Genomic DNA, 25,869 nt, shown 5'->3' with positions numbered 1-25,869 from the left:
GCCTCCGGTAGAGGAAGGGTCCCTTCTTAACGCCGCCCGCACCGGAAATCCTCCGGTCGACCCGACGTCGGGCACCGGTCTAGGATCCGGGGCATGACGACAGGGACGTTGATCACGGTTGCCCCCACCGGCGCGGAGTCGGCGAAGGCTGAGGTGCCGGCGCTGCCGGTGACGCTCGACGAGCTGCTGCTGACCGCCAAGGAGTGCGAGGCGCTCGGCGCCGCCGTGATCCACGTCCACATCCGCGACGACGAGGCGCGGCCCACGCTCGACCAGGGGCGGCTGCGCGACACCGTGGCGGCGCTGCGGGAGAGCACCGACCTGATCGTGCAGCTCTCCTCCGGGGGTGCGGTGACCGACCCGGAGTCCGCCCGGCTGGCGGTGCTCGACGCCGCGCCGGACATGGCCTCCTGCACCATGGGCACCGTCAACTTCGGCGACGACGTGTTCCTCAACCGGTGGGAGTTCATCGTCGACCTGCACACCCGGATGCAGGAACGCGGCGTCGTCCCCGAGTACGAGATCTTCGACCTGGGCCACCTCACCGCCCTGCAGCGGCTGCTCGGCAAGTACGGCCTGCCGCACGGCGGGCACGTGCACGTCGACTTCGTGATGGGGGTGCCGGGTGGCATGCCCGGCACCACGGCGACCCTGGTGGCGGCCCAGCAGATGCTGCGTGACCTGCCCGAGGGCACCACGTTCGCGGCCACCGGCATCGGGCGCAGCACCATCCCGGTGATGCTGGCGTCGCTGTCGGCCGGCGGCCACCTGCGGGTCGGCATGGAGGACACGGTCACGTACGCCAAGGGGCGCCCGGTGGAGTCCAACATGCAGCTCGTCGCGCGGGCGGTCGGCTTCGCCCAGCTCGCCCAGCGGCCTCCGCTGACCACCGCCGAGGCCCGTACGCTGCTCGGTCTTCCGGCCACCGGCGGGTAAGCGGCGTACCGGCCGCCGGCCCTGTACGGCCCCGGGCGACGCCGCAGGTCACCCCGCCGTCGGCCGGGCCCGCCCCATCGGTACGGTCCATTACGTGGGAAAGACGTACGAGGGCGGCGCGCCGCTCGCCGAGGTGGTCCGGTCCGGTTTCGTGGAGGGCTTCCACCGGGGTTCCGTGGTGGTGCTCGACGCCGCCGGAGCGCCTGTCGCCGGGGCCGGAGACGTGACCTCGCCGATCTTCCCCCGCTCGTCCAACAAGCCGATGCAGGCGATCGGGATGCTGCGGGCCGGGCTGCCGCTCACCGACCCGGCCGACCTGGCGCTCGTCTCGGCCAGCCACGCCGGTGAGGAGTTCCACATCGAGCGGGTCACCGCGTTGCTGCGCGGCGGCGGCCTCACCGGGGACGCGCTGCACTGCCCGCCGGACCTGCCGGTCGGCGAAGCCGCCCGGGAGGCGGTGCTGCGGGCCGGCGGCGGTCCCGCCCGGGTGCTGATGAACTGCTCCGGCAAGCACGCCGGCATGCTGCGCACCTGCCTGGCCGCCGGCTGGCCGCTGGACGGCTACTGGCGGCCCGAGCACCCGCTCCAGCAGCGCCTGACCGCCACGATCGAGGAGTTCACCGGGGAGCGGGCGGCGGCGGTCGGGGTGGACGGCTGCGGCGCGCCGGTGCTCGCCGTCTCGCTCACCGGGCTGGCGCGGGCGTTCCTGCGGCTGGTCGACGCCGAGCCGGGCACCGTCGAGCGGACCGTGGCGGACGCGATGCGCACGTACCCGGAGCTGGTCGGCGGCACCCAGGCCGAGGACACGCGGCTGATGCGCGGCGTACCCGGTCTGCTTGCCAAGATCGGCGCGGAGGGTGTGATCGCGGCGGCGGTCCCGGGGGTCGGCGCGGTCGCGCTGAAGATCGACGACGGCGCCGCGAGGGCCCGCACACCCGTCCTGGTGTCGGCCCTGGCGCGCCTGGACGTGCGCGCCCCCATCCTCACCGAGTACGCCGAACCGCCCCTGCTCGGCGGTGGCCTCCCGGTAGGAGCCATCCGCCCCACCTGGTAACCCTTCCCCGCCCTCTACCCCCGGCGATCTTGCACTTACTGCCCCGGCGAAATGCGCATTCCAGGCGTGCCGAGGGCTGCAAGTGCAAGATCAACGCGGCGAGGGGAGAGGAGCGGGGCGGTCAGGAGGGGAGGAACGGCAGGAGGGCGGTGTTGGTTTCGGTGGGGCGCTCCAGGGGGAGCAGGTGGGCCGCGTTGTGGACGTCCGGCATGCGTATGCCCCGGGGGGCCTCGTCGGCGATGCGGTCGGCCAGGCGGCGGATGTCGGCCAGGTCGTCGGCGCCCGTGCCGACCAGCACCGGTACGCGCAGCTCGCCCAGCCGGTCGATCGCCGGCGGGTCCAGCTCGTCGACGTCGACCGCGCTCAGCGCCTGCTCGGCGGCGAGCGCCCGGCGGTCCATCTCCTCGGCGAACCGGATCAGCTCCGGGTCGACGTCCTCCGGGCGGCGGGTCGGGCCGACCACCCAGAACCGCACCTCCCCGGCGGCGGTGGCGGCGAAGTCCTCCGGGTCCACGTCGCCGACCAGGTCCTCCCAGAGCTGCTCGGTCTCCTCGGACCACTCGTTGCCGGAGACGGGCGCGCCGAAGAGCGCCAGCGCCGAGACCCGCTGAGGGTGGGCGAGCGCGGTGTCCACCGCGACCCGGCCGCCGAACGAGCAGCCGACGAGCGCGGCCTGCTCGATGCCCAGCGCGTCGAGCAGCCCGATCACGTCGTCGTGGTGGGCGAACGGCGCGGGCGGCAATTCCGACTCGCCGTAGCCGCGCAGGTCCAGCGCGATCACCCGATGCCGCTGGGCGAGTGCCGGGATCTGCCCGCGCCACATCCGCCGGTCGGCGATGCCGGCGTGCAGCAGCACCACGGCGGTGCCGGTGCCGCTCTCGTCGTACGCGAGCTGGGCACCGTTGATATCGATCTTGGTCACGGGGGAGAACCGTACGGAACGGACATGGGCTCCGCAACCCGCCATCGGTGACCCTGCTAACTCTGGCTAGCGTTTTGCTTGCAGCAGTTAGCGGACCGAGCTAGCGTTGAGTCATGGCCACCAGCAAGGACCTTCCCGATGTCGGCGGGTTCATTCGCGACCTGCGGCGCAACGCGAAGATCTCACTGCGCCAGCTCGCCGAGCAGGCGGGTGTCAGCAATCCCTACCTGAGCCAGATCGAGCGAGGGCTGCGCAAGCCGAGCGCCGAGGTGCTCCAGCAGCTCGCGAGCGCGCTGCGCGTCTCCACCCCGGCGATGTACCTGCGGGCCGGGCTGCTGGACGACAAGGAGGGCCAGGGCGTGCTCGCGGCGATCGCCGTCGACCCCGAGCTGACCATGGCCCAGAAGCAGTCGCTCACCCAGATCTACGAGACGTTCCGGCGCGAGAACGCCCGCCTGGCCGAGGCTACCGAGGCCGCCGGGGCGGCGGAGACGGCCGAGAAGGCCACCGCGACCGAGCCGGCCACCGCGCCGGAGGCCCCGGCGACAGTGGCGGCGGCCGCTACCGGTCCGGTCACGCCGGAGGGCACGCCGACCGAGGCGGTCCTCGAATCGGTAGCCGTCACCGAAGCGGGTGCCGCGCCCGCCCCGACCCCCGCGCCCGCCCCGACCACCGCCGCCCCTGAGCAAGCGGCCGCCCGCCGGGCGGCCCGGAAGGCCGCCGGTGCGGCCGAAGAGGAGCAGTCATGACCACCCAGCCGAAGACCAACCGCATCCCCGCACCCCTCTACGCCGCCGCCGGCGCCGGTGAGCTGGCCCTGGAGCAGCTGCGCAAGCTGCCCACCGTGGTCAGCGGCCTCGGCACCCGGGTCGTGACCGACCTCGGCGGCAAGGCCGTCGTCACCGGTTTCGAGCTGCGCCAGAAGGCCACCGAGACGCTGAAGACCGCCAACCAGACCGCGACCGGGCTGCGCGAGCGCGCCGTCGCCACCGACCTCGACCAGCTCCGCGAGGCCGCCAACCTGGAGAAGCTGCGCGAGGCGGCGAACCTGGAGAAGCTGCGCGAGGCCGCCAACCTGGACAAGCTCCGCGAGGCCGCCACCCGCAACGCCGCCGTCGTGGTGGCCGGCGCGCACGCCGCGCAGGAGCGCGCGCTGGCCGCGTACGCCGAACTGGTCGCCCGTGGTGAGCGTGTCGTCGGCGCCGGCGTGCTGGAGGCCGCCGACACGGTGAACGCCGACATCCAGGCCACCGAGGCCACCGGCACCGACGTGGCCCCGAAGGCCGAGGTCACCCCGAAGGCCGCGGTCGCGACGAAGACCGAGGTGGCCGCGAAGCCGGACACCGCCGCCGCGACGACCGATGTGCCCAGCCCGGCCGAGGTGGCCGAGGCGGTGGCCGCCAAGCCGGCCGCGGTGAAGCGCACCCGCGCCACCAAGGCGACCGCCACCAAGGCCGTCGCCAAGACGACCGCCACCAAGGCCACCAAGCCGGCCACCCCGTCGGCGAAGCTGCCGAAGGCCACGAAGCGGACCCGCCCGGCCGCCGAGTGACCTGATGCTCCACCGGACCCCGGACAACGTCTTGTCGGACGTTTCCGGGGTCTCGGCATAAGCTTGCCCCCATGGCCATCGCCGCGCCGATCTTCGCGTTCGCAGTCCAAGACGTGATCCAGCTGATCCTGCTCGTCTTCGCCCTGGTCGTACAGGGAGTGGCGCTGGTGCACGCGATCACCCAGCGCGGCGACGGTTTCGCCGCGCTCGGCACGCTGCCCAAGGGCGGCTGGGTCGCCATCCTGGCGGTCTGCCTGCTGCTGACCCTGCTCGGCTTCGGCCCGATCAGCCTGTTCGGACTGATCGGCATCGCCGCCGGTCTGATCTACCTGCTCGACGTGCGGCCCGGCCTGCGGGACCTGCACGACGGCCGAGGGTCCTGGTGAGAGGTTTCCGCTGGCCTCCGCCGCCGGACGGCGGTCCCCGCACCTGGGGGCCCGGCCCCGGCGCGCCCCGAACCGGGCGTCCCGCGCTGCCCGAGCCGGAGACGGAGCTGGTCGCCACCCCGCACGGGGTGAGCCTGGAACAGCTGGTCACCGGCACCGGTGACCCCGTCACCGTGTTCGCGCACGGGCTGGGCAGTGGCATCGCCACCACCCGCCCGTTCGGCAGCGGCGTCGCCGGGCGGCGCGTCTTCTTCCAGTTCCGCGGGCACGGCCGCTCCGACTCCCCGCCCGGCCCGTGGACCTACCTGGACCTCGCCCGTGACCTGCGCGCGATGGCGGACCTGAGCGGCGCGACCCGGGCGTTCGGCGCGAGCCTCGGCGCGGGCGCGCTCTGCCGGCTGCTCGCGGAGAGCCCGGAACGCTTCGAGAGACTCGTCTTCTTCCTGCCCGCCGTGCTGGACACACCGCGCGGCGAGGTGGCCCGCGCCCGGCTCACCGGCCTGCTCGACGCGGTGGCCGAGGGCGACGCCTCGGCGCTGGCCGACGTGGTGTCGCTGGAGTTGCCGCCGTCGGTGCGCAACACCCCGGCCGGCTGGGCCTACCTGCGGCAGCGGCTCGACCAGTTGTTGCGCGACGGGCTCGCGCCGGGGCTGGCCGACCTGCCCGCCCAGGCCCCGCTCGACGACGCCGGGTCGCTCGCCGCGGTCACCGCGCCGGCGCTGGTCATCGCCGCCGCCGACGACGACCTGCACCCGGTCGCCGTCGCCGAACGGCTCGCCGCCGCGCTCCCGAACGCCACACTGCACGTGTACGACAGGCCCGGCGTGCTCTGGACCGAACGCGCCGACCTGCGGGGGCGCGTCTCGGAGTTCCTGAACGGGTAACGTCGCCGTCCATGGGCGTCACACACCACGGCCGTACGCACCGGCTCGACCTCGCCGACCCGACCCTGCGCGAGTGGACCTGCCGGGTGCTGGCGGCCGATCCCGAGCAGGGCATCGTGCTGGACCGGTCCGCGTTCTACCCGGGTGGGGGCGGGCAGCCGCCGGATCACGGGGTGCTGCTGTGGCAGGGCGTACAGACCCGGATCGTCGGCACCCGCAAGGGCGACGACCTGTGGCTGATCCCGGCCGAGGGCGACCCGGTGCCGCCGGTCGGCAGCGAGGTGGTCGGCGCGGTGGAGGACGCCCGCCGGACCATGCTGATGCGTACCCACTCCGGGCTGCACGTGCTCTGCGGCGTGGTGTTCCGTGACTTCGGCGCGCTCGTCACCGGCGGCAACATGGAGCCGGGCGAGGCGAGGATGGACTTCAACCTGCCCGAGGTGCCGCCGGACTTCAAGGCCCGCATCGAGGAGCTGGTGAACGCCGAGGTGGCCGCCGACCGGTCGGTGGCGGTGCGGGTGCTGCCGCGCGCCGAGGCGCTCGCGCTGCCGGACATCATCCGTACCCAGTCGAACCTGATCCCGCCGGAGGAGCAGGAGGTGCGGATCGTCGACATCGTCGGGCTGGACGTGCAGGCCGACGGCGGCACGCACGTCGCCTCCACCGCCCAGATCGGCAAGGTCCAGGTGGTCAAGGTGGAGAGCAAGGGGCGGGCCAACCGCCGGGTACGCGTACGCCTGGCGGACTGACCCGCTCAGCGCGGCAGGTACGCCGCCCGGACGGCGAGCAGCCAGCGTTCCACCGTCTCCTCGTCCGGGCGCTCCGGCAGCGGTGAGCGGATCCGGTCGAACTCCGCCTCGGCGTCCGCCACCAGCGCCTGCGCCTCCTCCAGCGCGCCGCCGGAAACCCGTTCGCCGAACGCGCGGAACCACTCCGGGTCGGCGAGGCGGATCTCCAGTACGCCTGTCGCGTACAGCACCCGGCCCTGGTGCAGCAGCCGGGCCAGGTGCCGGGCGTGCTTCGCCGAGCGCAGCCGCCCACCGGCGTCGGCGGGCCGGCCGGCGAGTTTGCGGAACTGCTGCGCGGCGTACCCGAGGTAGGCGTCACGGACGCGCGGCGCGCTGAGGAACGCCGACCGGATCGCGATCAGCTCCTCACCGAACCCGGTACGGGTCTCGTAGCAGTCGTCGGGCAGCCACATCAGCTCGGTGGCGGTGGGGTTGCCGCTCAGCGCCAGCAGCGCGTACTTGCGGGCCTCGTGCAGCGTGACGTCCGGGTCGGTGGTGACCACCGACTCGCGGGGCGGGCGCAGGCCGTGGAACGCGACTGTGGGCGCGGCGAACACGCCGAGCCGGTCGGTGTCCGAGCCGGGTCCGGCCAGCCCGTACGCGACCGAGCCGACGATCCCGGACAGCAGCAGGTGCATACCGGTGATGATCGCCCATCCGGTTCGTTCGGGAAACCGGACTTCCGTTGTCAGGTATCGCTGACACGGTGATCCCATGAACTCACCACTGACCGGAACTGTCGCGCTCGTCGCGGGCGCTACCCGGGGCGCCGGCCGGCAGATCGCCGTGCAGCTCGGCGCCGCCGGGGCCACCGTCTACGCCACCGGCCGCACCACCCGAGAGCGCCGCTCCGAGATGGACCGGCCGGAGACCATCGAGGAGACCGCCGAGCTGGTCACCGCCGCCGGGGGCACCGGAATCGCCGTCGCTGTCGACCACCTCGACCCCGAGCAGGTACGCGCCCTGGTCGAGCGGATCGACGCCGAGCAGGGCCGCCTCGACGTGCTGGTGAACGACGTCTGGGGCGCCGACCCGCTGATCACCTGGGAGAAGCCGGTCTGGGAGCAGCCGCTCGACGCCGGTTTCCGTACGCTGCGGCTGGCTGTCGACACGCACATCATCACCAGCCACTTCGCGCTGCCGCTGCTGATCCGCAATCCGGGCGGCCTGGTGGTCGAGGTCGGCGACGGCACCAAGGAGCACAACGACAGCGAGTACCGCCTGTCGGTCTTCTACGACCTGGCGAAGGTGTCGGTGAACCGGCTCGGCTTCAGCCAGGCGCACGAGCTGGCCCCGCACGGCTGCACCGCCGTCGCGCTCACGCCGGGCTGGCTGCGCTCGGAGGCGATGCTCGAACACTACGGCGTCACCGAGGCGAACTGGCGTGACGGGGCGAAGACCGAGCCCCACTTCGTCATGTCGGAGACGCCGGCGTTCGTCGGGCGCGCGGTGGCGGCCCTGGCCGCCGACCCGGACCGGGCCCGCTGGAACGGCAAGTCGCTGGACAGCGGCGGTCTGGCCCAGGTGTACGGCTTCACCGACGTCGACGGCAGCCGCCCGCACTGGGCCCGCTACTACGAGGAGGTGGTCAAGCCTGGTAAGCCGGCCGACCCGGACGGCTACCGCTGACCGTCTGACGGCGGATCGGTGTAGAGCGCCGCCGCGCGGCGGGCCGCCTCGGCGAAGCGCGCCCGCAACCGCGGCGGCGCCAGCACCTCCACCTCCGGGCCGAGCGCCAGCAACTGGGTGTACGCCACGTCGACCGACTCGACCGGCAGCCGCAGCACCAGCCGGCCCTGCTCGTCCGGCGGACCGGCCGCGTCGACCGCCTCGGTGTAGACGAACGGCGCGTCCACCAGGTGCCGAAGCGCCCGCAACCCGGCCGGGCCGAGCCGCACCGTGACCCGCTCGCGTAACAGCTCGCGCAGGAACGCGCCGGCCTGTTCCCGCCAGTACGCCCCGAGGTCGAAGTCCTCGTCCCGGTCGAAGCCGTCGGCGCTCACCTCGGCCGAGACAACCCGGTCCACCCGGTACGTCCGCCAGCCGTCACCGACCCGGCCGACCAGATACCAGACCCCGTTCTTCAGCACCAGCCCGTACGGCGCCAGCGTGCGGGTCACCTCGCGGTCCCCGCGCCGGTAGCGCAGCTCCACCATCAGGTCCCGCCAGACGGCCCGGGCCAGCTCGGCGAGGGCGGGCGGGGGCGCGGTCTCCCGGAACCAGCCGGGGACGTCCAGGTGGAACCGCTGCCCGGTACGGGCGGGCGCGTCCCGCAGGCTCGGCGGCAGCGCGGCGAGCACCTTCAGCTCGGCGGCGGCCACCGAGTCGGCCAGTCCCATGTCCCCTGCCGGTCCGGGCAGCCCGGCCAGGAACAGCGCCTCGGCCTCGTCCCGGCTCAACCCGGTCAGCCGGGTCCGGTAGCCGCCCAGCAGCCGGTAGCCGCCGGCCCGGCCCCGGTCCGCGTACACCGGGACACCGGCGGCGGAGAGCGCCAGCACGTCCCGGTAGACGGTCCGCTCGGACACCTCCAGCTCGCGGGCCAGCTCGGCAGCGGTCATCGTCTCCCGCGACTGGAGCAGCAGCACAAGCGAGATCAGCCGGGACGCACGCACCGGCCCATTGTGGTGCACCGGCAGATTAGGCTGTGCCGTCGTGAACGCCTCCCGTACGATCGCGCCGGTCACCGGCGCGGCCACCCGCTTCCTCGGCGGCGCCGGGCTGCTGCTGCGCGGCTTCGGCATGTACGTCCGCAGCCCGAAGCTGATGCTGCTCGGCGTGATCCCGGCGCTGATCACCGGCGCGCTCTACGTGGCGTTGTTCGCCACGCTGCTCTACTTCGTCGGCGACCTGGCGGGCTGGCTCACCCCGTTCGCCGACGACTGGTCGTCGCCCTGGCGCAATCTGCTGCGGGTCGCCGCCGGGCTGGCGGTGGTCGGCGTCGCCGGGCTGGTCGGGGTGCTCACGTTCACCGCCGTCACGCTCGTCATCGGCGACCCGTTCTACGAGGCGATCTCGGAGCGGGTCGAGGACCGGCTCGGCGGCACCCCCGGCGCCGTGGACGTGCCGTTCTGGTCCTCGCTGCGACGCAGCCTCGCCGACTCGTTGCGCCTGGTGGCGCTGTCCGCGCTGATCGGCGTACCCCTGTTCGCGGCCGGTTTCATCCCGGTGGTGGGACAGACGGTGGTCCCGGTGGTCGGCGCCCTGGTGGGTGGCTGGTTCCTGGCGCTGGAGCTGGTCGGCGCGCCGTTCTACCGGCGCGGGATGCGGCTGCCGGACCGGCGGGCGCGGCTGCGGGCCGACCGGCCGACGGCGCTCGGCTTCGGGGTGGCGGTCTTCCTGTGCTTCCTGATCCCGCTCGGCGCGGTGCTGGTCATGCCGGCCGCCGTGGCCGGGGCCGCGCTGCTGGCCCGCCGGTCGCTGGGCCAGCCGATCGAGGAGAGCTGAGATGGACACCGTCCTGATCGAGGGGGACATCACCGCGCAGCAGGTCGACGCGATAGTCAACGCCGCCAACTCGTCGCTGCTCGGCGGCGGGGGCGTGGACGGCGCGATCCACCGGCGCGGCGGCCCGGCGATCCTGGAGGAGTGCCGGGCGCTGCGCGCCTCCCGCTACGGGCGCGGGCTGCCCACCGGCCAGGCCGTCGCCACCACCGCCGGCAACCTGCCCGCCCGCTGGGTGGTGCACACGGTCGGCCCGGTCTTCTCGCCGGGCGAGGACCGCTCGGCGCTGCTGCGCGACTGCTACGCCAACAGCCTGCGCATCGCCGACGGGCTCGGCGCGACGAGTGTCGCGTTCCCGCTGATCTCCGCCGGGATCTACGGCTGGCCGGTCGACGACGCGGTGGCGCAGGCGCTCACCGTGCTGCACGCGGCCACCCCGGCGCACGTCACCGAGGCGCGGCTGGTGCTGTTCGGCGCGGACACGTACGCCACAGCGGTGCGGGTCGCCGCCGGGCTCAGCTGAGCGTGCGCCGGCACGACCACTGGCTGTCCACCGGCCGGTAACCGAGCCGCTCGTTGATCGCCAGCATCGGCGCGTTCACCTCGTGGTTCGAGGTGTACGCGGTCCGTACCCCGCGAGCGGCGGCGGCGTGCAGCGCGGCCTGCTTGGTCAGCCGGGCCAAGCCCTGGCCCCGGTAGGCGGGCAGCGTGCCGGTGAAGTCCGACCACATCCGGTCGCCGTCCCGCTTGACCAGGCTCAGCGCGACCAGTTCCCCGTCCACCTCGGCGAGCGTGCTCGCCTCCCGGTCCAGCCCCGGGTTGTCCCAGCACTCGTACCGCCACAGGTCGAAGCCGAGCGAGTCCGTCGGCACGTCCCCCGGCTCGTCCCGGGACGCCTCGGCGTCGACCCGGTGCACCAGACGCGGGTCGAGCCCGGCGGCGGACACCAGCCGTACGCCCGGCGGCGGCTGCGGCATCGGCGGGGGCGTGCTCAGGTCCAGCGCCGAGTAGCGCACCTCCCGGCTGGGCGTGAAGCCGTGCCGCTGCGCGAACGGCAGCGACTCGGTATGCGCGTAGGTGAGCACCTCGGTGGACCCGAGCGTCAGCAGGTGCCCGAGCGCGGTGTCGAACAGCGCCGCGCCGTTGCCGTGGCGGCGATGCGCCGGGTGTACGTGCAGCAGGGAGATCATCCCCACGCCGGGCGTCGAGGTCTGCGTGTTGCGGTACGCCGACGCCCAGCCGACGACCTCGCCGTCCGCCTCGGCGACCCAGGCCGCCCAGTCCTCGCCGGGCGGCGGTTCGGCGATCATGCGGCGGGTCGACTCGACGCCGCGCACCAGATAGGGGAAGACGAGCGCACGCAACGCCACCACGGCGGGCGCGTCGTCGGGGCGGGCGGGACGGATCTCGGCTGCGTTCATCCGGCGGACCCTAGACCCGCCGCCACCCGCGCCGCGACCGGTTAACGCGGGGCGGGCTGTTAAGAAGGGCCCCCTCCTCTACCGGAGGCGTTAAGAGGGGGCCCTTCCTTACGCGGACTCGCGCAGCACCAGCTCGGTGGGCAGCACCAGCGCCTGCTCGACCGTCTCGCCCGCCGCTATGCGCAGCAACTGCCGGGTCATCGACCGGCCCAGCTCCACTATCGGCTGCCGCACGGTGCTCAGCGGCGGCTCGGTGTACGCGGCCGTCTCGATGTCGTCGAACCCGATCACCGCCACGTCCTCGGGCACCCGCCGCCCGGCCTCCCGCAGCGTCCGCAGGGCGGCGTGCGCCATCAGGTCGGAGGCGGCGAACACGGCGTCCAGTTCCGGGTCGGCGGCGAGCAGCTCCCGCATCGCGGCGGTGCCCGACTCCCGGGTGAAGTCGCCGTACGCGACCAGCTCCGGCAGCCCGGCCTCGGTGATCGCGCTGCGGTAGCCGATCAGCCGCTCGATTCCGGCGACCATGTCCTGCGGCCCGGCGATGGTGGCGATCCGACGGCGTCCGCTCGCGATCAGGTGCTGGACCGCCGTGCTCACGCCGCCTTCGTGGTCGACGTCCACGTACGGCACGTCGGCGCCGTCCAGCGGCCGTCCGCTGCACACCACCGGGATGCCGAGGCGGGCCAGCCGGCCGGGCAGCGGGTCCTCGCCGTGCAGCGAGGCGAACAGCACCCCGTCGACGTGCCGGCCGGTGGTGTACCGCTCGACCCGTTCGTGTCCGGCCGGTGAGCCGGCGAGCATCAGCACGAGCTGCTTGTCCGCCGCCTCCAGCTCCTGCGCCGCGCCCCTGATGATGCCCGGGAACACCTGGTCGTCGGAGAAGACCCGGGTGGCCGCCTCGGGCAGCACCAGCGCCACCGAGTCGGTCCGCTGGGTGACCAGGCTGCGGGCGGCGAGGTTCGGGACGTACCCGAGTTCCTCGACCGCCCGGCGTACCGCCTGCCGGATCGGCTCGGCCACAGTGGTCGAGCCGTTCACCACCCGGGAGACGGTGGCCCGGGACACGCCGGCCAGCCGGGCCACCGCCTCCAGGGTCGGTCGCTGTGCCGTCGTCATCCCCGTAACCACCACCTCGTCACAGCCCGTTCCGGGCGATCACCTCCTGGTACCAGCGGGCGCTGTGCTTTGGTGTGCGCCGCTGGGTCAGGTAGTCGACGTGGACGATCCCGAATCGCTTCCGGTAACCCTCGGCCCATTCGAAGTTGTCCAGCACCGACCATACGAGATAACCGCGCAGGTCCACGCCGCGGGCGATGGCTTCGTGCGCGGCGCGCAGGTGCCCGTTGAGGTAGGCGACCCGGTCGGTGTCCGCCACCCCGCCCTGCTCGTCGAGGTCGGTGTCCGGAAACGCCCCGCCGTTCTCGGTGATCATCAGGGGCAGCCCGGGGTGGTCGGCGGCCACCCGTTCCAGCAGCCGGGTCAGCCCGGCCGGCTCGATCGACCAGCCCATGTCGGTGAGCGGCCCGGCCGGCGGCAGGAACTCGACGGTCCCGGCCGTGCCCGGGTACGCGTCGCCGCCCGCGCCGCCCGCCCGCCCGGCCACGTAGGTGGGCGCGTAGTAGTTCAGGCCGAGCAGGTCCAGCGGCGCGGCGATCAGCTTCTCGTCCCCGTCCCTGATGAAGTCCGGCGCGACGATCCGGCCGACGTGGGCCAGCACGTCCGCCGGGTAGCCGCCGCCGGTGAGCGGGTCCAGGAAGATCCGGTTGTGCAGGCCGTCGACCAGCCGTACCGCCTCGGCGTCCGCGGCGCTCGCGGCGTCCGCCGGCTGCACGTCGGCCAGGTTGAGCGTGATCCCCAGCGTCTCCACGCCGGCCGCGCGCAGCGCCCGCGCCGCCAGGCCGTGGCCGAGCAGCAGATGGTGTACGGCCCGGAACGCGTCACCGGCGTTCCGCCGCCCCGGCGCGTGCACCCCGGAGCCGTACCCGAGGTAGGCCGAGCACCACGGCTCGTTGAGCGTGGTCCAGGTGCGGACCCGGTCGCCGAGGCGGCCGTGCACGGCGAGCGCGTACTCGGCGAAGTGCTCGGCGGTCTCCCGGACGGTCCAGCCGCCCCGGTCCTCCAGCGCCTGCGGCAGGTCCCAGTGGTAGAGCGTGACGATCGGGTCGAGGCCGGCGTCCAGCAGCGCGTCGGTCAGCCGGTCGTAGAAGTCGAGCCCGCGCGGCTCGACCGGGCCGGTGCCGTCCGGCCGCACCCGGGGCCAGGACACCGAGAACCGGTACGCCCGCAGCCCCAGCTCGGCCATCAGCGCGACGTCCTCGGCGAACCGGTGGTAGTGGTCGCAGGCCACGTCGCCGGTGTGGCCGGCGAACACCGCGCCCGGCGTACGGCTGAAGGTGTCCCAGATCGACGGACCGCGACCGTCCTCGCGGGCGGCGCCCTCGATCTGGTACGCGGCGGTGGCCCCGCCCCAGACGAAGCCCTCCGGGAATCGGACGTTGCTCATGCCTTGACCGCACCTTCCATGATGCCGCCGATGATCTGGCGGCCGAAGACGATGAACACCAGCAGCAGCGGCAGCGTGGCGATGGCCGTGCCGGTGAACACCTGCGACATGTCCTGGTAGTACCCGTCGGAGAGGGCCCGCAGCGACAGCTGCACCGTCGGGTTCTCCGGGTCGTTCAGCACCGCGTACGGCCACAGGAAGTCGTTCCAGGTGGTCATGAACGTGAGCAGGCCGAGCACGGCGGCGGCCGGGCGCAGCGCGGGCAGCACCACGTTCCAGTAGATCCGGGCGGTGTTGCAGCCGTCCATCCGGGCCGCCTCGATCAGTTCGGTGCTGACCGCCTGGCCCGCGTACTGGCGCATCATGAACACGCCGAAGCCGGTGACCAGCGCCGGCACGATCACGGCGGGCAGCCGGTCGTTCCAGTTCAGCTTCGTCATGAGCAGGTAGAGCGGGATCACGCCGAGCTGCGTCGGGACCATCATGGTGGCGACGATGACCAGCAGCAGCGCGTTGCGCCCGGGGAAGCGCAACTTGGCGAACGCGAACCCGGCCAGCGTGGAGAAGAACACCACCGAGATCGTGACGGTGGTGGCCACGATCGCCGAGTTGATCAGGCCGGTCAGGAAGTACGCGTCAGTGTTGTCGAACAGCCGGGCGATGTTGGCGCCGAGGTTGCCGCCGGGGGTGAGCGGCGGCGGCACCTGGCCCATCGTGTCGCTGGTGCGGCTGGCCACCACGAACATCCAGTAGATCGGGAAGATCGACAGGACGGCCGAGAGCGTCAGCGCCAGATAGGTGAGCCGGCTTGCCGACCAGAGGCGGGTCATCGGGAGACCTCCTTGCGGGAGCCGCCGCCGAGCCGGCGCAGGAGCAGGACGTTTATCGCCGCGACCACGGCGATCAGCGCGAACAGCAGCCAGGCGACCGCCGACCCGTAGCCGAAGTTGTAGTGCGGCGCGAAGGCGTTCTCGAACATGTACATGGTCACCGTCTGCGACTCCCGCAGCGGTCCGCCGCGGATCGCGTTGGTGCCGGAGTTGAACATCCGCGGCTCGGTGAAGAGCTGGAGGCCGCCGATGGTGGAGATGATGACCGCGAAGATGATCGTGGGCTTGAGCAGCGGCACCGTGATGGACCAGAACTGGCGGGCCCGGCCGGCCCCGTCGATCGCGGCCGACTCGTACAGGTCGCGCGGGATGGCCTGCATGGCGGCCAGGAAGATCAGCGCGTTGTAGCCGGTCCAGCGCCAGTCGACCATGGTGGAGATGGCGACCCAGGCGGCGAACCGGTTCGCCTTCCAGTCGATCGCGCTGATCCCGACGTGGTCGAGCAGCCAGTTGATCATGCCGAACTCGCGGCCGAACAGGACTGCGAACACGATCGCCACGGCGGCGGTCGAGGTGACGTTCGGGATCAGCACCGCCATCCGCCAGGTGGTACGAGCGCGCAACTGCCGGTTGAGCAGGTTGGCCAGCCAGAGCGCGGCGAGCAACTGCGGGACCGTGGAGATCACGAAGATGCCCAGCGTGTTGACCACGGAGTGCCAGAAGTCCGAGTCGGCGAGCAGCTGGGTGTAGTTGTCGAAGCCGATGTACGGGTGCTCGGCGCCGAGCAGGTCCCAGTCGTGCAGCGAGACCCAGAACGTGTACGCCAGCGGGTACGCCCCGAAGACGCCGAACAGCAGGAAGAACGGGGCGATGAACAGGTACGGCGAGTACTTCGTGTCGAGTCGGCTGAGCCGGTTGCCCAGGCCGGGACGGGTGGGGCGGGGTGCCGGTGCGACCGGCGGGCGGGCGTCGAGCTGGACGGCCATGACCCGGGACTCCTTTCCGCCGTGCGGGCGGCCCCCGTGGCCGGGTGGCCGCCCGCACGCGCTGCTCGGGTTACTTGGCGGCGGCCTTCTCGGCGTTGGCGACCGCGTCGGTCCAGCCCTGTTCCGGGGAGCGCTTGCCCAGCTCGACGCTGCGGACGGCGTTCTCGACCTCGGTGCGTACGGCCTGGTTCTTCGGTCCCATGTAGACCGGCTTCAGGCTCTTGGCGCCCTCGGCGAAGATCTTCCCGACCGGCGCCTCGGAGAAGTAGGCGTTCTTCGAGTCGAGGATCGCCGGGTCCTCCAGCGCCTGCGGCGAAGAGGGCAGGGGACCCTTCGCCTTGAACGCGCCGATCTGACCCTTGGCGCTGGTCAGGAACTTGGCCAGCTCGATCGCCTCGGCCTGGTGCTTGCTCTGCTTCGGCACCGCGAGGAACGAGCCGCCCCAGTTGCCGCCGTTGCCGGGGATCTGGGCGATGTCCCACTTGCCCTTGGCGCCCGCGCCCGCGTTGCCCTCGATCACGCCGGTCATCCAGGCCGGGCAGGCGATGGTGGCGAACTTCGACTGCTTGAACGCCGACACCCACTCCTCGGACCACGAGCCGTACTTGCCGGACAGCCCCGAGTCGATGATGTCCATCGTGGTGTCGTACGCCTGCTTCACCGCCGGGTTGCTGCCGACGACCAGGTTGTTGCTGGTGTCGTAGTAGCTGTAGCCGCTGCTGTTGCCGGCGGTCTGGAGCAGGATCGTGTTGAAGGTGTTGGTCGCGGCGTCCAGGAACGACGCGCCCGTCTTCTTCGCGGTGAACTGCTCGCCGACCTTGATGTAGTCCTGCCAGGTGGGCCAGAGCTTGGACACGGCCTCCCGGTCGGTGGGCAGGCCGGCCTTGGCGAACAGGTCGGTGCGGTAGCACATCGCCATGCCGCCGACGTCAGTGCCGAGGCCGATGAGCTGCTTGCCGTCGGCGGTGAGCCCCTGGTTCCACTTCCAGTCGAGGAAGTTGCCCTTCAGGTCGGCCGCGCCGTGGTCGAGCAGGTTGACGAAGTTCTGCGGGTTGGCCTTGTACTCGACGAGCAGGCCCTCCTCGATGGCGACCACGTCGCCGGCGCCCTTGCCCGCGGCGAGCCACTGGGTGAGCTTCGGGGAGTACTCGTCGAGGTTGCCGCCGGTGCCGCGCTCGACGATCTTCACGCCGGGGTGGCTGGCCATGTACTCCTGGTAGAGATCGGCGTAACCGAACTGGCCGAAGACGTCGACGGTGAGCGTTATCGGCCCGTCGGCGGCGGCATCGTCGCCGCCGCCGCAGGCGGTGGTGCCGAGCAGCGCGGTGGCGGCGACCACTGCAACCGCCGCCAGGCGGCGGCGCGTGAAGGTGAGCATGCTGTCCTGACCTCTCGGGTCGTCGAAACGGGTGGTGGAAGGCGGTTCCGGAACTTAGAGAGCGCTCTCACGACAGCGTGGTGGAGGGTCCCGGACCTTGTCAAGAGAGCGCTCTCAGAGCTGTCCGAAAAGAAACGGAGAGGGGCGGCGGGCGCCCCTCTCCGTCCGGTGCCCGTCGTCAGCCGACCCGCAGGCCCCCCAGCAGGGCCGGGTCGCCCGCCACGTCCAGCGCGTCGAAGCTGATCCGGCCCATCAGCGCCAGCAGCAGATCGCTCGCCGTGCCGGCCACCTGTGCCCGGGCCCGGTGGTCGTCGTGGTCCAGGATCGTCGCGGTGTCCAGCAGCGCGACCCCCTCACCCCGCAACCGCAGGTACCACTCCTGGGCCGCGTCGGTCGCGGTCAGCTGCACCACGCCGCGCCACTGCCCGGGCTGCACCCGCCGGCCCGCCGGCAGCCAGGTGTCCAGCACCTCGCTCACCCCGTCGGCCGCGAGCTTCGCCTCGATCGGATCACCCGCACCAATCGCGAGCTGGGCGTCCCAGCGGTGCACGGCCGTCTCGTGCGCCATCCGGCGCGGCCAGAAGGCCGCCTTCTTCGGCTGCGGCGCGAAGTTCCAGGCCGGCGCCTCCGGATCCGCCGCCTCCAGCAGCGCGGTGATCCGCTCGTACTCCCGCACGTACCACTGGGCCGGCGTCAGGCCCGCCGGCGGCTCCGGGTCGTGCCGCTCCGGGCGGGTGGTGCCACCGGCGGTCAGCACGGTGCCCGCCCAGACGTACACGCGGGTCAGGTGATGGGCGAGATCGGTGACCGTCCAGCCGGGACAGGACAGCACGGGTGTCTCGGGCGGCGCCTCCGAAACCGCCGCGGCGAAGGCGGGACCCTCCGTGCGCAGCGCGCCGATCCAGAAGTCCTTCGTGTGGTGCAGTCTGCTCATCGCCATCCTCCCGGGGGTGACCGGGCCACCAGTGGGTGCGCCGGCTACCCCTCAGCCTAGGGTGAAAGGCGTGTCAGACGTCTACGCCGAACCGGCTACTGCCGGTGAACCGACCGATCCGGCCACCCTGGCGCGCTACACCACGCTCCGGCTCGGCGGACCCGCCGGGCGGCTGGAGATCGCCGAGGACGCCGCCCAGATCGTGCGAAAAGTGCAGGAAGCGGAGGCCCGCGAGCAGGCCGTGCTGGTGCTGGCGGGCGGCAGCAACGTCGTGATCGGCGATCAGGGCTTCCCCGGCACCGTCGTGCTCGTCCGCTCGCGCGGGTTCCAGGCCGTGGCCGAGGAGGGCGACACCGTCACGGTACGTGTCGAAGCCGGCGAGCCGTGGGACGACTTCGTCGCCGCCACCGTCGAGCGCGGCTGGTCCGGGCTGGAGTGCCTCTCCGGCATCCCCGGCTCGGCCGGCGCGACACCGATCCAGAACGTCGGCGCGTACGGCCAGGAGGTCGCCGAGACCATCGTCGCCGTCGAGGCGTACGACCGGACCGAACGCCGGGTGACGCGGATCGCGGCGGCCGACTGCGGGTTCGTCTACCGGGGGAGCATCTTCAAGTACAGCGACCGCTGGGTGGTGCTCTCGGTCGACTTCCGGCTCACCCGGTCCCCGCGCTCCGGCCCGGTCCGCTACGCCGAACTGGCCCGGGCGCTCGGCGTCGAGGTCGGCGACCGGGTGCCGCTGGCCGACGCCCGGTCCACCGTGCGGAAGCTGCGCGCCGGCAAGGGCATGGTGCTGGACGCGGCCGACCCGGACACCTGGTCGGTCGGCTCGTTCTTCACCAACCCGGTGCTGCCGGGCGAGGTGTTCGAGCAGGTACGGGAACGCGCCGCCGAGGTGGGTGAGCCGCCGCACTGGCCGGGCGCCGACGGCACGGTGAAGGTCAGCGCCGCCTGGCTGATCGACAAGGCGGGCTTCGGCAAGGGGTACGCGGGCCCGGAGGGCGTCGCCATCTCCAGCAAGCACACGCTCGCGCTCACCAACCACTCCGGCAGCGCCAGCACGGCCGCGCTGGTGGCGCTGGCCCGCGAGATCCGAGACGGCGTCCAGTCCCGCTTCGGCGTAACCCTCCACCCCGAACCAGTCCTCGTCAACTGCACCATCTGACCCCCGCCCCCGCCCCCGCCCCCTCCCACTCCCACTCCCACTCCCCTCCCCCTCCCCCTCCCACCCCCGCGATCTTGCACTTCCGGCCCTCGGTCCGAGCGGTTTGACCCGTATTGCCGGGGCAGCAAGTGCAAGATCAACGCTGGACTCGAAGGGTCCCGCCGGGGGTTCCAGGGGAGGGGCGACGTCTCCCTTGATCTTGGAGTTGTGGTGCCTCGTGAACTGGGCCAAACGGGGCAAGATGGGCGCCACAAGTCCAAGATCGGCGGGGCGGTGGGCGGTGGGCGGTGGGTGGGGGGGCGGGGGCGGGCGGGTCAGCGGGGGGAGATGGCGGGCCAGGGGAGCGTGAGGTTGCCGTGGCGCCACGTACGAGGGCTGTCCTGGATCGGCCAGCCTGACTCCTTCACCGCCTCTACCGTCCGCAGCCAGCGCTGCCGGGGGCCGAACGGGGCGTAGCCGGCGGCCGCGCGCCACGCCTGCTCCAGCGCCTCGATCAGGTCGTGGATGCGTTCACCCGGCACGTTGCGGTGGATCAGCGCCTTCGGCAGCCGCTCGGCGAGCGTGGCCGGGCTCTCCAGCGTGGTCAGCTTCGCCGACAACGTGAGCGTGAGAGGGCCGGTGGCGTCCAGCAGCACCCAGGAGCCGAGCCGCCCCAGCTCGTCGCAGGTGCCCTCGACCAGCAGCCCGCCGGGCGCGAGCCGCCCGGTGACTGTGTGCCAGGCGTCGGCCACCTCGCTCTCGTCGTACTGGCGGAGCACGTTGAACGCCCGCACCAGCGCGGGACGCAGTCCGGCCAGCTCGAAGCCGCCCCTGGCGAACGTCAGCCCGGGCGGGTCGGCGGCGGGCAGGGCGGCGGCCACGCGTACCGGATCGATCTCCAGGCCGACCACCCGCACGTCGGCGCGGACCCCGGACGCCAGCCGGGCGCGCAGCTCGACCGGGGTGACCGGGGTGGCGCCGTAGCCGAGGTCGACCACGAGCGGGTCGGCGGCGGCACGCAGCGCGTCGCCGCAGGTCTCGACGACCCAGTTGTCCACCCGCCGGAGCCGGTTGGGGTTGGTGGTGCCCCGGGTGGCCACGCCGAGCGGACGCTCCATCAGGACTCCCGGTGCACCTTGTGCTGTGCGGCCTGGGCCAGCGGGCGGACCACGAGCCGGTCGATGTTGACGTGGTGCGGGCGGGTCGCGCACCAGGCCACGCAGTCGGCCACGTCGTCGGCCACCAGCGGTTCGGCGACACCGGCGTAGACCGCCTCGGCCCGGTCGGCGTCACCGCCGAAACGGACCAGGCCGAACTCCTCGGTCTTCACCATGCCGGGGTCGATCTCGATCACCCGGACCGGTCGGCCGCACAGTTCGAGCCGCAGCGTGCCGGCGACTGCGGTCTGCGCGTGCTTCGCGGCCGTGTAGCCGCCGCCGCCCTCGTAGACGACGTGCCCGGCGGTGGAGCTGACGATCACGATCGTGCCGGCGCCGGAGCGCTCCAGCGCCGGGAGCAGCGCCTTGGTGACGCGCAGCGTGCCGAGCACGTTGACGTCGTACATCCATTGCCAGTCGCCCACGTCGGCCGTCTCGACCGGGTCCAGGCCGCGCGCGCCGCCGGCGTTGTTCACCAGCAGCGTGACCGGCCCGGGGGCGGCCTCGGCCGCGGCGGCCAGCCCGGCGACCGACTCGTCCGAGGTCACGTCGCAGGCCACCGCGCTCGCCGCGCCGCCGGCCGCCTCGATCTCGGCGACCAGCGCGGCGAGCCGGTCGGTACGCCGGGCGGCGGCGAGCACGTGGAATCCCTCGGTGGCGAGCCGGCGGGCGGTGGCCGCGCCGATCCCGCTGGACGCCCCGGTGACGATGGCGACTGAAGTCATCCGGCCATTGTCCCCCGCCGCCCGGCCGGGCGCGGTGATGAGGTCCGTCACGCCGGGGACCCGGCGAAGGGCATTTCCGAACCCCGATGGGGAAGATGAGATCCGGCACACGGGTTGACCGAGAAGCGCCGGTCGTGCGGGACGGCATCAACCGTGACAGAGGGAGCGGACGTGGCGGATTTGCACACCGGTGTCGGTCGTCAGCGAGGTGCTCTGCCGTGGCCGCGGCCCCGCCGTATCGCCACGCTCTCGGTGCACACGTCGCCGCTGCACCAGCCCGGCACCGGTGACGCGGGCGGCATGAACGTCTACATCCTGGAGGTGGCCCGGCGGCTGGCCGAGGCCGACGTCGAGGTGGAGATCTTCACCCGGGCCACCGCCGGTGACCTGCCCCCGGTGGTCGAGGTGGCGCCCGGCGTGTCCGTCCGGCACGTCACCGCCGGGCCGCTGGAGGGGCTGACCAAGGAGGAACTGCCGGGCCAGCTCTGCGCCTTCACGGCCGGGGTGCTGCGCGCCGAGGCGGCCCGCCCGCCGGGCCACTACGACCTGATCCACTCGCACTACTGGCTCTCCGGTCAGGTCGGCTGGCTGGCCAAGGAGCGCTGGGGCGTACCGCTGGTGCACACCGCGCACACGCTGGCGAAGGTCAAGAACGCCCGCCTCGCCGCCGGGGACCGCCCCGAGCCGAAGGCCCGCGTGATCGGCGAGGAGCAGGTGGTCACCGAGGCGGACCGGCTGGTCGCCAACACCCGGGTCGAGGCCCGTGACCTGCTCGACCGGTACGCGGCCGACCCGGACCGGGTGGCGATCGTGGAACCCGGCGTCGACCTGGAGCGGTTCCGTCCCGCCGTCGGTGACCGGGACGCCGCGACCCGGGCCGCACGCCGCCGGCTCGGCCTGCCGGCCGACGGGTACGTGGTCGCGTTCGTCGGCCGCATCCAGCCGCTCAAGGCGCCGGACGTGCTGGTCCGTGCCGCCGCCGCGCTGCGTGAACGGGATCCGGCGCTGGCCGGCGAGCTGACCGTGGTGATCTGCGGCGGGCCCAGCGGCAGTGGCCTGGACCGGCCCACCGCCCTGATCGAGCTGGCGCACGCGCTCGGCATCGCCGACCGGGTGCGGTTCCTGCCGCCGCAGACCGGCGCGGACCTGCCCGCCCTCTACCGCGCCGCCGACCTGGTCGCGGTGCCGTCGCACAACGAGTCGTTCGGCCTGGTCGCGCTGGAGGCCCAGGCGTGCGGCACGCCGGTGCTGGCCGCCGCCGTGGGCGGCCTGGTCACCGCGGTACGCGACGGCGTCAGCGGCATGCTCATCGACGGCCACGACCCGGTCGACTGGGCCCGGGCGCTGGCGCGCCTGCTGCCCGATCCGGTACGCCGTGCCGCGTTGGGCCGGGGCGCCGAGCGGCACGCCCGGGACTTCTCCTGGCACCGCACCGCCTCCGGCCTGCTCGCCGTCTACGGGGAGGCGATCACCGAGCACCGGGCCCGGCTGGCGCGGCGGCTCGGCGACCCGGCGATGCTGTGCTCCTGGTGATCACCCGTCCGGCGGCCCCGGTCGACCGGTCGTAGAGTGGGTGCGATGAGCCGCAGGAGTGAGGTCGCCGCGCTGATCGAGTCCGTCTGCGCCGAGCGCGAGCTGGAGTGGGAGTCGACCGGCGAGGCGTCGTACGCGGTGACCCTGCCGGGCACGCACAAGCTCAAGACGATCTGCAACCTGATCGTGGGCGAGCACGCGCTGCGGGTCGAGGCGTTCGTGATGCGCCAGCCCGACGAGCGCCGCGAGGAGCTGTGGGCCTGGCTGCTGCAGCGCAACGCCCGCATGTACGGCGTCTCGTTCTCCATCGACGCGGTCGGCGACGTCTACCTGACCGGTCGGGTCAACCTGGCCGGGGTCGACGCCGACGAGCTGGACCGGCTGCTGGGCTCCGTGCTGACGTACGCCGACGAGTCGTTCGACAGCATGCTGGAGATCGGCTTCGGCACGGCCATCCGCCGGGAGTGGGAGTGGCGGGTCAAGCGCGGCGAGTCGACTGCCAACCTGGCCGCGTTCGCGCACCTCTTCGAGCCGTCCGCCACTGCCGGATCGCCCGCCGGAGGTTCGGAGCCCTCCTGACGGGTATGCCGCCCCGCGCGGTGCGGAGCATTGGGACCCACCGCGGGCCGAGGACGGACTGTCGAGGAGCGTGTCCCATGGCTCAGCGCAACAGCTCAGGTCGCGGCACGACTGCGACTCGGACCAAGCGGCAACCCGGCAACCAGACGCCGAACACCCCGAGGGTGTCGGAGTCGGCGATCTCCCGGATGAAGGTGGACGACATCCGCAGCCAGCTCAAGCGGCGCGGGGTCTCCGGGATCTCCGCGCTGCGGAAGCCGGAACTCGTGAAGACCCTGGCGCGGACGATGCGCGGGGAGGGCGGCGCCGCGCGGCGCAGCTCCGGACCGGCCGGGCGGCCGGCCGCGACCCGCAAGAGCACCGCCGCGAAGAAGACCACTGCCCGCCGGGCCACGTCGCCGGCCAAGTCCGCGCCGGCCGCGCGGGCCACCGGTGCCAGGGCCAAGGCGACGGGTACGCGCAAGGCGGCCCCGCCCCGCGCCAAGGCCACCTCGTCGCGGGCGACCGCGACGCGTGCGAAGGCGGCTCCGTCCCGCGCGAAGGCCACGCCCGCCCGGGCGAAGAAGGGGGCTCCGTCGAGGGCGAAGGCCGCTCCTTCACGCGCCAAGGCGGCACCGGCCCGGAAGGCGACGTCGGCTCGGGCGCAGAGCGCGCCGACCCGTGGGCCGGCGTCCAGCCGGTCGATCGGATCGTCGCAGCTCATCACGTCGCTCGCGGACCGGCCGGAGCGTCCGGGCCGGAGCCTGGTCACCCGTAACCACGAGGTGATCCAGCGCTGGGCGCGGGCGCGGGGCGCGAAGCCGGCCACCATCGCCGGTACCGAGCGTGCGGGCCGGCCCGGGGTGCTGACGTTCAACATCCCCGGCTACCGGGAGAGCAGCCGGATCCGGGAGATCACCTGGGACGACTGGTTCCGGACGTTCGACCTGCGGCGGCTGAACCTGATCTACCAGGAGCAGATGCGGGACGGGCGGCAGAGCAACTTCTTCCGGACCGAGAACCCGAATCGCGAGGACGGCTGAGGTTTACGGGAATGGACCCCGGGAATCCGGTGTTTGCCATCCCAGGGACCGCAGCACGGACAGCCGGATTCCCGACACGGACGCTGTGACGGGCAAGACAGCGATCTGGGTTGAATCCGGAATCTGGGCGAACTAACTTTATTGCACCGCGTCACGCTTGTTTCCGTTCGGGGGAGCGGTGGATCGATCAGATCCGCGCAGGCGAGATGCGAAGATCGGGTGGAGCACGCCGTTGGGGGACGGTGCCACCCGTGGAACCGGCGGCGCGAGCGGGCGACGCTTACGGGGGTGAGTGTCGCCCGCCGCCGCCGGGCGTACGGTCAGAGCGCCCATCTCGACGGGGGTCGGGATGGGCGCTCTGCCGTTGTCGGCGTTCAGCGGGCAGACGAGACCGGTTCCACGGCTGCCGCCCGCAGCGCGGCGACCCGGCGCTCCCGGGGCGGCCCGGCGAGCAGGTGCCCGGCGGCGGCCAGCAGCCCGAGCGCGCCGACCACCAGCCAGTGCCGCTCGCCCAGATGTTCCAGGCTGAGCCCGCCCAGCGCCGGCGCGACGAACGACGCGGCCGGGAACGTCAGGTAGAACACCGACTGGTAGCGGGCCCGCAGTTCGGGTGGGGCGAGGTCGGCGTTGATCTGCGCGTTCGGCGGTGCGGCGAGCATCTGCCCGGCCGTCCAGACCACCGCCGCGCCGAGGTAGAGCGGCAGCCCGTCGGCGACTGTCAGCGTGCCGAACCCGAGCGCCATCAGAGCGGTGGAGGCGGCCAGCACCGTCGACTTGCGGTACGGCTCGATGAGCCGGGGCACGAACAGCTGCCCGACCACGATGAGCGCCCCGCCGAGCGCCACCACCAGCCCGTACGCCGACGGGCGCAGGCCGTCCGCGCGCATCGCCAGCGGCATGATCGTCGAGGTCTGCATGGTCAGCACGGCCAGCAGGAACGTCAGCCCGACGAACACCAGGAACGTGCGGTCGGTGAGCGCGGTGTGCAGCCCTGGACGGCGTCCCATCACCGCCCGTGGCGTGAGCGCCGGCCGCCGGGTGAGCGTCTCCGGCACCTTCAGCGCGATCACCACCGCCGCCGCCAGCGTGGCTGCGGCGTCGACCAGGAACAGCGCGGTGAAGCTGGCCTCGGCGAGGATTCCGGCCAGCAGCGAGGCCACCGCCATGCCCAGGTTGAACGCCCAGAACTGCAGGTTGAACGCGCGGGAGCGGCGCGCCTCGGGTACCACGTCCACGATGGCCGCCACGAACGCCGGGCTGGGCATCGAGTGCGCCACCCCGACCAGCGTGGCGAGTACGGCGATCACCGCCAGGTGCGTGGTGAACGCCAGCGCCGCCATCAGCCCGGCGGCGACCAGGTGGGCGGCGAGCAGCGTGGCCCGCCGTCCCCAGCGGTCCGCCAGCACACCGCCGAGCAGCGTGCCGGCCGCGCCGCCGATCCCGTACGCGCCGACCACCAGCCCGGCCAGCGACGGCGGGGCGCCCCGCGCGACGGTCAGGTACAGCGACAGGAACAGCAGCGCGAACGCGCCGGCCCGGTTGATCAGCAGGCCGGACCAGAGGTACCAGAACGTGGCGGGGAGCCCGCCGGCCGTGTCGTCCCACCAGCGCCGCAGGCCGTGCACCAGTCCTCCAGGAAGGTTTCCTTACCGATTCCGTCCCGTACGGTATCCACCCGCCTCGGGGCGGTCGCGTCG

27 protein-coding genes are annotated in these 25,869 nt (G+C 73.0%); 14 read left to right on the top strand and 13 right to left on the bottom strand.

Going from position 1 to position 25,869, the window contains the following annotated elements; all coding sequences use genetic code 11:
* The first annotated feature begins 93 nt into the window (after positions 1-93).
* Together J3R08_RS28630 and J3R08_RS28625 are read left to right on the top strand one after the other, a co-directional pair.
* Positions 94-936, top strand: a complete 843-nt coding sequence (locus J3R08_RS28630) for a 3-keto-5-aminohexanoate cleavage protein (protein WP_209963446.1) — start codon at positions 94-96, stop codon at positions 934-936.
* Between the two features lie 94 nt (positions 937-1,030).
* Positions 1,031-1,990 (top strand): asparaginase, encoded by a 960-nt coding sequence (locus tag J3R08_RS28625; protein WP_280841812.1) that lies wholly within the window; start codon positions 1,031-1,033, stop codon positions 1,988-1,990.
* Between the two features lie 121 nt (positions 1,991-2,111).
* Here the strand turns inward: J3R08_RS28625 and J3R08_RS28620 are convergent, their stop codons facing one another.
* The gene (locus J3R08_RS28620) at positions 2,112-2,912 is read right to left on the bottom strand and encodes an alpha/beta fold hydrolase (RefSeq protein ID WP_280841813.1); all 801 of its coding nucleotides are present in this window, start codon (positions 2,910-2,912) and stop codon (positions 2,112-2,114) included.
* A gap of 113 nt (positions 2,913-3,025) precedes the next feature.
* Between J3R08_RS28620 and J3R08_RS28615 the strand changes: the two genes are divergently transcribed.
* From J3R08_RS28615 to J3R08_RS28595, 5 genes are all read left to right on the top strand, one after another.
* A complete protein-coding gene (locus tag J3R08_RS28615; protein WP_209963440.1) occupies positions 3,026-3,661 on the top strand; it encodes a helix-turn-helix domain-containing protein in 636 nt (211 codons plus the stop codon).
* Positions 3,658-4,464: a hypothetical protein gene (locus J3R08_RS28610; protein ID WP_043328031.1), complete on the top strand. Its 807-nt coding sequence runs from the start codon at positions 3,658-3,660 to the stop codon at positions 4,462-4,464. Before J3R08_RS28615 ends, J3R08_RS28610 begins: the two co-directional genes overlap by 4 nt.
* Positions 4,465-4,535: 71 nt before the next feature.
* Positions 4,536-4,850 (top strand): DUF2516 family protein, encoded by a 315-nt coding sequence (locus tag J3R08_RS28605; RefSeq protein WP_209963437.1) that lies wholly within the window; start codon positions 4,536-4,538, stop codon positions 4,848-4,850.
* A complete protein-coding gene (locus tag J3R08_RS28600) occupies positions 4,847-5,734 on the top strand; it encodes an alpha/beta fold hydrolase (RefSeq protein WP_209963434.1) in 888 nt (295 codons plus the stop codon). Before J3R08_RS28605 ends, J3R08_RS28600 begins: the two co-directional genes overlap by 4 nt.
* An 11-nt stretch (positions 5,735-5,745) precedes the next feature.
* Complete coding sequence (locus tag J3R08_RS28595) at positions 5,746-6,483, top strand: alanyl-tRNA editing protein (RefSeq protein WP_043328035.1); 738 nt, start codon at positions 5,746-5,748, stop codon at positions 6,481-6,483.
* Positions 6,484-6,488: 5 nt separating this feature from the next.
* Here the strand turns inward: J3R08_RS28595 and J3R08_RS28590 are convergent, their stop codons facing one another.
* Positions 6,489-7,160 (bottom strand): DNA polymerase beta superfamily protein, encoded by a 672-nt coding sequence (locus tag J3R08_RS28590; protein WP_113973518.1) that lies wholly within the window; start codon positions 7,158-7,160, stop codon positions 6,489-6,491.
* A 76-nt stretch (positions 7,161-7,236) separates the two neighbouring features.
* Between J3R08_RS28590 and J3R08_RS28585 the strand changes: the two genes are divergently transcribed.
* Positions 7,237-8,151: an SDR family oxidoreductase gene (locus J3R08_RS28585; protein ID WP_064446698.1), complete on the top strand. Its 915-nt coding sequence runs from the start codon at positions 7,237-7,239 to the stop codon at positions 8,149-8,151.
* On the opposite strand, the gene J3R08_RS28580 is transcribed toward J3R08_RS28585, so the two are convergent.
* A complete protein-coding gene (locus J3R08_RS28580) occupies positions 8,142-9,134 on the bottom strand; it encodes a YafY family protein (protein WP_209963430.1) in 993 nt (330 codons plus the stop codon). The two genes, J3R08_RS28585 and J3R08_RS28580, sit on opposite strands and share 10 nt — an antisense overlap.
* Positions 9,135-9,174: 40 nt before the next feature.
* Here J3R08_RS28580 and J3R08_RS28575 point away from each other — a divergent pair, with 40 nt between their 5' ends.
* Both J3R08_RS28575 and J3R08_RS28570 read left to right on the top strand, forming a co-directional pair.
* Positions 9,175-9,966 carry an EI24 domain-containing protein gene (locus tag J3R08_RS28575; protein ID WP_043328041.1) on the top strand — a complete coding sequence of 264 codons (792 nt, stop codon included), beginning with the start codon at positions 9,175-9,177 and terminating at the stop codon, positions 9,964-9,966.
* A gap of 1 nt (position 9,967) precedes the next feature.
* Complete coding sequence (locus J3R08_RS28570; protein ID WP_166457601.1) at positions 9,968-10,486, top strand: O-acetyl-ADP-ribose deacetylase; 519 nt, start codon at positions 9,968-9,970, stop codon at positions 10,484-10,486.
* Here the strand turns inward: J3R08_RS28570 and J3R08_RS28565 are convergent.
* The 7 genes from J3R08_RS28565 to J3R08_RS28535 all read right to left on the bottom strand — a co-directional run bounded on the left by J3R08_RS28565 (position 10,479) and on the right by J3R08_RS28535 (position 18,015).
* Complete coding sequence (locus J3R08_RS28565) at positions 10,479-11,384, bottom strand: GNAT family N-acetyltransferase (RefSeq protein WP_209963427.1); 906 nt, start codon at positions 11,382-11,384, stop codon at positions 10,479-10,481. The two genes, J3R08_RS28570 and J3R08_RS28565, sit on opposite strands and share 8 nt — an antisense overlap.
* Before the next feature lie 108 nt (positions 11,385-11,492).
* Complete coding sequence (locus tag J3R08_RS28560; RefSeq protein WP_043328047.1) at positions 11,493-12,500, bottom strand: LacI family DNA-binding transcriptional regulator; 1,008 nt, start codon at positions 12,498-12,500, stop codon at positions 11,493-11,495.
* Positions 12,501-12,519: 19 nt separating this feature from the next.
* Positions 12,520-13,887 (bottom strand): GH1 family beta-glucosidase, encoded by a 1,368-nt coding sequence (locus J3R08_RS28555; RefSeq protein WP_209963424.1) that lies wholly within the window; start codon positions 13,885-13,887, stop codon positions 12,520-12,522.
* Positions 13,884-14,717 (bottom strand): carbohydrate ABC transporter permease, encoded by an 834-nt coding sequence (locus J3R08_RS28550; RefSeq protein ID WP_209963422.1) that lies wholly within the window; start codon positions 14,715-14,717, stop codon positions 13,884-13,886. The genes J3R08_RS28555 and J3R08_RS28550 overlap by 4 nt, the downstream gene beginning before the upstream one ends.
* The gene (locus J3R08_RS28545) at positions 14,714-15,703 is read right to left on the bottom strand and encodes a carbohydrate ABC transporter permease (RefSeq protein WP_043328051.1); all 990 of its coding nucleotides are present in this window, start codon (positions 15,701-15,703) and stop codon (positions 14,714-14,716) included. The genes J3R08_RS28550 and J3R08_RS28545 overlap by 4 nt, the downstream gene beginning before the upstream one ends.
* Positions 15,704-15,773: 70 nt before the next feature.
* The gene (locus J3R08_RS28540) at positions 15,774-17,081 is read right to left on the bottom strand and encodes an ABC transporter substrate-binding protein (protein WP_209963419.1); all 1,308 of its coding nucleotides are present in this window, start codon (positions 17,079-17,081) and stop codon (positions 15,774-15,776) included.
* A 178-nt stretch (positions 17,082-17,259) separates the two neighbouring features.
* On the bottom strand, positions 17,260-18,015 hold the full coding sequence (locus J3R08_RS28535) for a maleylpyruvate isomerase family mycothiol-dependent enzyme (RefSeq protein ID WP_209963417.1): 756 nt from the start codon (positions 18,013-18,015) through the stop codon (positions 17,260-17,262).
* A gap of 70 nt (positions 18,016-18,085) precedes the next feature.
* On the opposite strand from J3R08_RS28535, the gene J3R08_RS28530 reads away from it, so the two are divergent.
* Complete coding sequence (locus J3R08_RS28530) at positions 18,086-19,177, top strand: UDP-N-acetylmuramate dehydrogenase (RefSeq protein ID WP_209963415.1); 1,092 nt, start codon at positions 18,086-18,088, stop codon at positions 19,175-19,177.
* Positions 19,178-19,491: 314 nt separating this feature from the next.
* On the opposite strand, the gene J3R08_RS28525 is transcribed toward J3R08_RS28530, so the two are convergent.
* Positions 19,492-20,274 carry a class I SAM-dependent methyltransferase gene (locus tag J3R08_RS28525; protein WP_209963414.1) on the bottom strand — a complete coding sequence of 261 codons (783 nt, stop codon included), beginning with the start codon at positions 20,272-20,274 and terminating at the stop codon, positions 19,492-19,494.
* Positions 20,274-21,038 carry an SDR family NAD(P)-dependent oxidoreductase gene (locus J3R08_RS28520; protein ID WP_209963413.1) on the bottom strand — a complete coding sequence of 255 codons (765 nt, stop codon included), beginning with the start codon at positions 21,036-21,038 and terminating at the stop codon, positions 20,274-20,276. The genes J3R08_RS28525 and J3R08_RS28520 overlap by 1 nt, the downstream gene beginning before the upstream one ends.
* A gap of 171 nt (positions 21,039-21,209) precedes the next feature.
* On the opposite strand from J3R08_RS28520, the gene mshA reads away from it, so the two are divergent.
* The 3 genes from mshA to J3R08_RS28505 all read left to right on the top strand — a co-directional run bounded on the left by mshA (position 21,210) and on the right by J3R08_RS28505 (position 24,172).
* A complete protein-coding gene (gene mshA, locus J3R08_RS28515; RefSeq protein WP_209963411.1) occupies positions 21,210-22,571 on the top strand; it encodes a D-inositol-3-phosphate glycosyltransferase in 1,362 nt (453 codons plus the stop codon).
* A 45-nt stretch (positions 22,572-22,616) separates the two neighbouring features.
* A complete protein-coding gene (locus J3R08_RS28510; protein WP_043328058.1) occupies positions 22,617-23,150 on the top strand; it encodes a YbjN domain-containing protein in 534 nt (177 codons plus the stop codon).
* Between the two features lie 77 nt (positions 23,151-23,227).
* The gene (locus J3R08_RS28505; RefSeq protein ID WP_209963409.1) at positions 23,228-24,172 is read left to right on the top strand and encodes a hypothetical protein; all 945 of its coding nucleotides are present in this window, start codon (positions 23,228-23,230) and stop codon (positions 24,170-24,172) included.
* 374 nt (positions 24,173-24,546) lie between these two features.
* On the opposite strand, the gene J3R08_RS28500 is transcribed toward J3R08_RS28505, so the two are convergent.
* Positions 24,547-25,797, bottom strand: coding sequence for an MFS transporter (locus J3R08_RS28500; protein ID WP_043328060.1), 1,251 nt, complete (start codon positions 25,795-25,797; stop codon positions 24,547-24,549).
* Between the last annotated feature and the right edge of the window lie 72 nt (positions 25,798-25,869).

This window comes from Micromonospora sp. HB375 (genome assembly GCF_017872985.1).
Taxonomy (GTDB): Bacteria; Actinomycetota; Actinomycetes; order Mycobacteriales; family Micromonosporaceae; genus Micromonospora; species Micromonospora chalcea.
This window is presented reverse-complemented; position numbering and strand designations above follow the sequence as displayed.

Excerpts from the sequence above, each read along its gene's own strand:
- J3R08_RS28555 (WP_209963424.1), bottom strand. The coding sequence starts at position 13,887 with ATGAGCAACGTCCGATTCCCGGAGGGCTTCGTCTGGGGCGGGGCCACC.
- J3R08_RS28570 (WP_166457601.1), top strand. The coding sequence starts at position 9,968 with ATGGACACCGTCCTGATCGAGGGGGACATCACCGCGCAGCAGGTCGAC.
- J3R08_RS28535 (WP_209963417.1), bottom strand. The coding sequence starts at position 18,015 with ATGAGCAGACTGCACCACACGAAGGACTTCTGGATCGGCGCGCTGCGC.
- J3R08_RS28585 (WP_064446698.1), top strand. The coding sequence starts at position 7,237 with ATGAACTCACCACTGACCGGAACTGTCGCGCTCGTCGCGGGCGCTACC.
- J3R08_RS28615 (WP_209963440.1), top strand. The coding sequence starts at position 3,026 with ATGGCCACCAGCAAGGACCTTCCCGATGTCGGCGGGTTCATTCGCGAC.
- J3R08_RS28545 (WP_043328051.1), bottom strand. The coding sequence starts at position 15,703 with ATGGCCGTCCAGCTCGACGCCCGCCCGCCGGTCGCACCGGCACCCCGC.
- J3R08_RS28525 (WP_209963414.1), bottom strand. The coding sequence starts at position 20,274 with ATGGAGCGTCCGCTCGGCGTGGCCACCCGGGGCACCACCAACCCCAAC.
- J3R08_RS28610 (WP_043328031.1), top strand. The coding sequence starts at position 3,658 with ATGACCACCCAGCCGAAGACCAACCGCATCCCCGCACCCCTCTACGCC.
- J3R08_RS28505 (WP_209963409.1), top strand. The coding sequence starts at position 23,228 with ATGGCTCAGCGCAACAGCTCAGGTCGCGGCACGACTGCGACTCGGACC.
- J3R08_RS28520 (WP_209963413.1), bottom strand. The coding sequence starts at position 21,038 with ATGACTTCAGTCGCCATCGTCACCGGGGCGTCCAGCGGGATCGGCGCG.
- J3R08_RS28565 (WP_209963427.1), bottom strand. The coding sequence starts at position 11,384 with ATGAACGCAGCCGAGATCCGTCCCGCCCGCCCCGACGACGCGCCCGCC.
- J3R08_RS28630 (WP_209963446.1), top strand. The coding sequence starts at position 94 with ATGACGACAGGGACGTTGATCACGGTTGCCCCCACCGGCGCGGAGTCG.
- J3R08_RS28510 (WP_043328058.1), top strand. The coding sequence starts at position 22,617 with ATGAGCCGCAGGAGTGAGGTCGCCGCGCTGATCGAGTCCGTCTGCGCC.
- J3R08_RS28590 (WP_113973518.1), bottom strand. The coding sequence starts at position 7,160 with ATGCACCTGCTGCTGTCCGGGATCGTCGGCTCGGTCGCGTACGGGCTG.
- J3R08_RS28605 (WP_209963437.1), top strand. The coding sequence starts at position 4,536 with ATGGCCATCGCCGCGCCGATCTTCGCGTTCGCAGTCCAAGACGTGATC.
- J3R08_RS28560 (WP_043328047.1), bottom strand. The coding sequence starts at position 12,500 with ATGACGACGGCACAGCGACCGACCCTGGAGGCGGTGGCCCGGCTGGCC.
- J3R08_RS28540 (WP_209963419.1), bottom strand. The coding sequence starts at position 17,081 with ATGCTCACCTTCACGCGCCGCCGCCTGGCGGCGGTTGCAGTGGTCGCC.
- J3R08_RS28595 (WP_043328035.1), top strand. The coding sequence starts at position 5,746 with ATGGGCGTCACACACCACGGCCGTACGCACCGGCTCGACCTCGCCGAC.
- J3R08_RS28550 (WP_209963422.1), bottom strand. The coding sequence starts at position 14,717 with ATGACCCGCCTCTGGTCGGCAAGCCGGCTCACCTATCTGGCGCTGACG.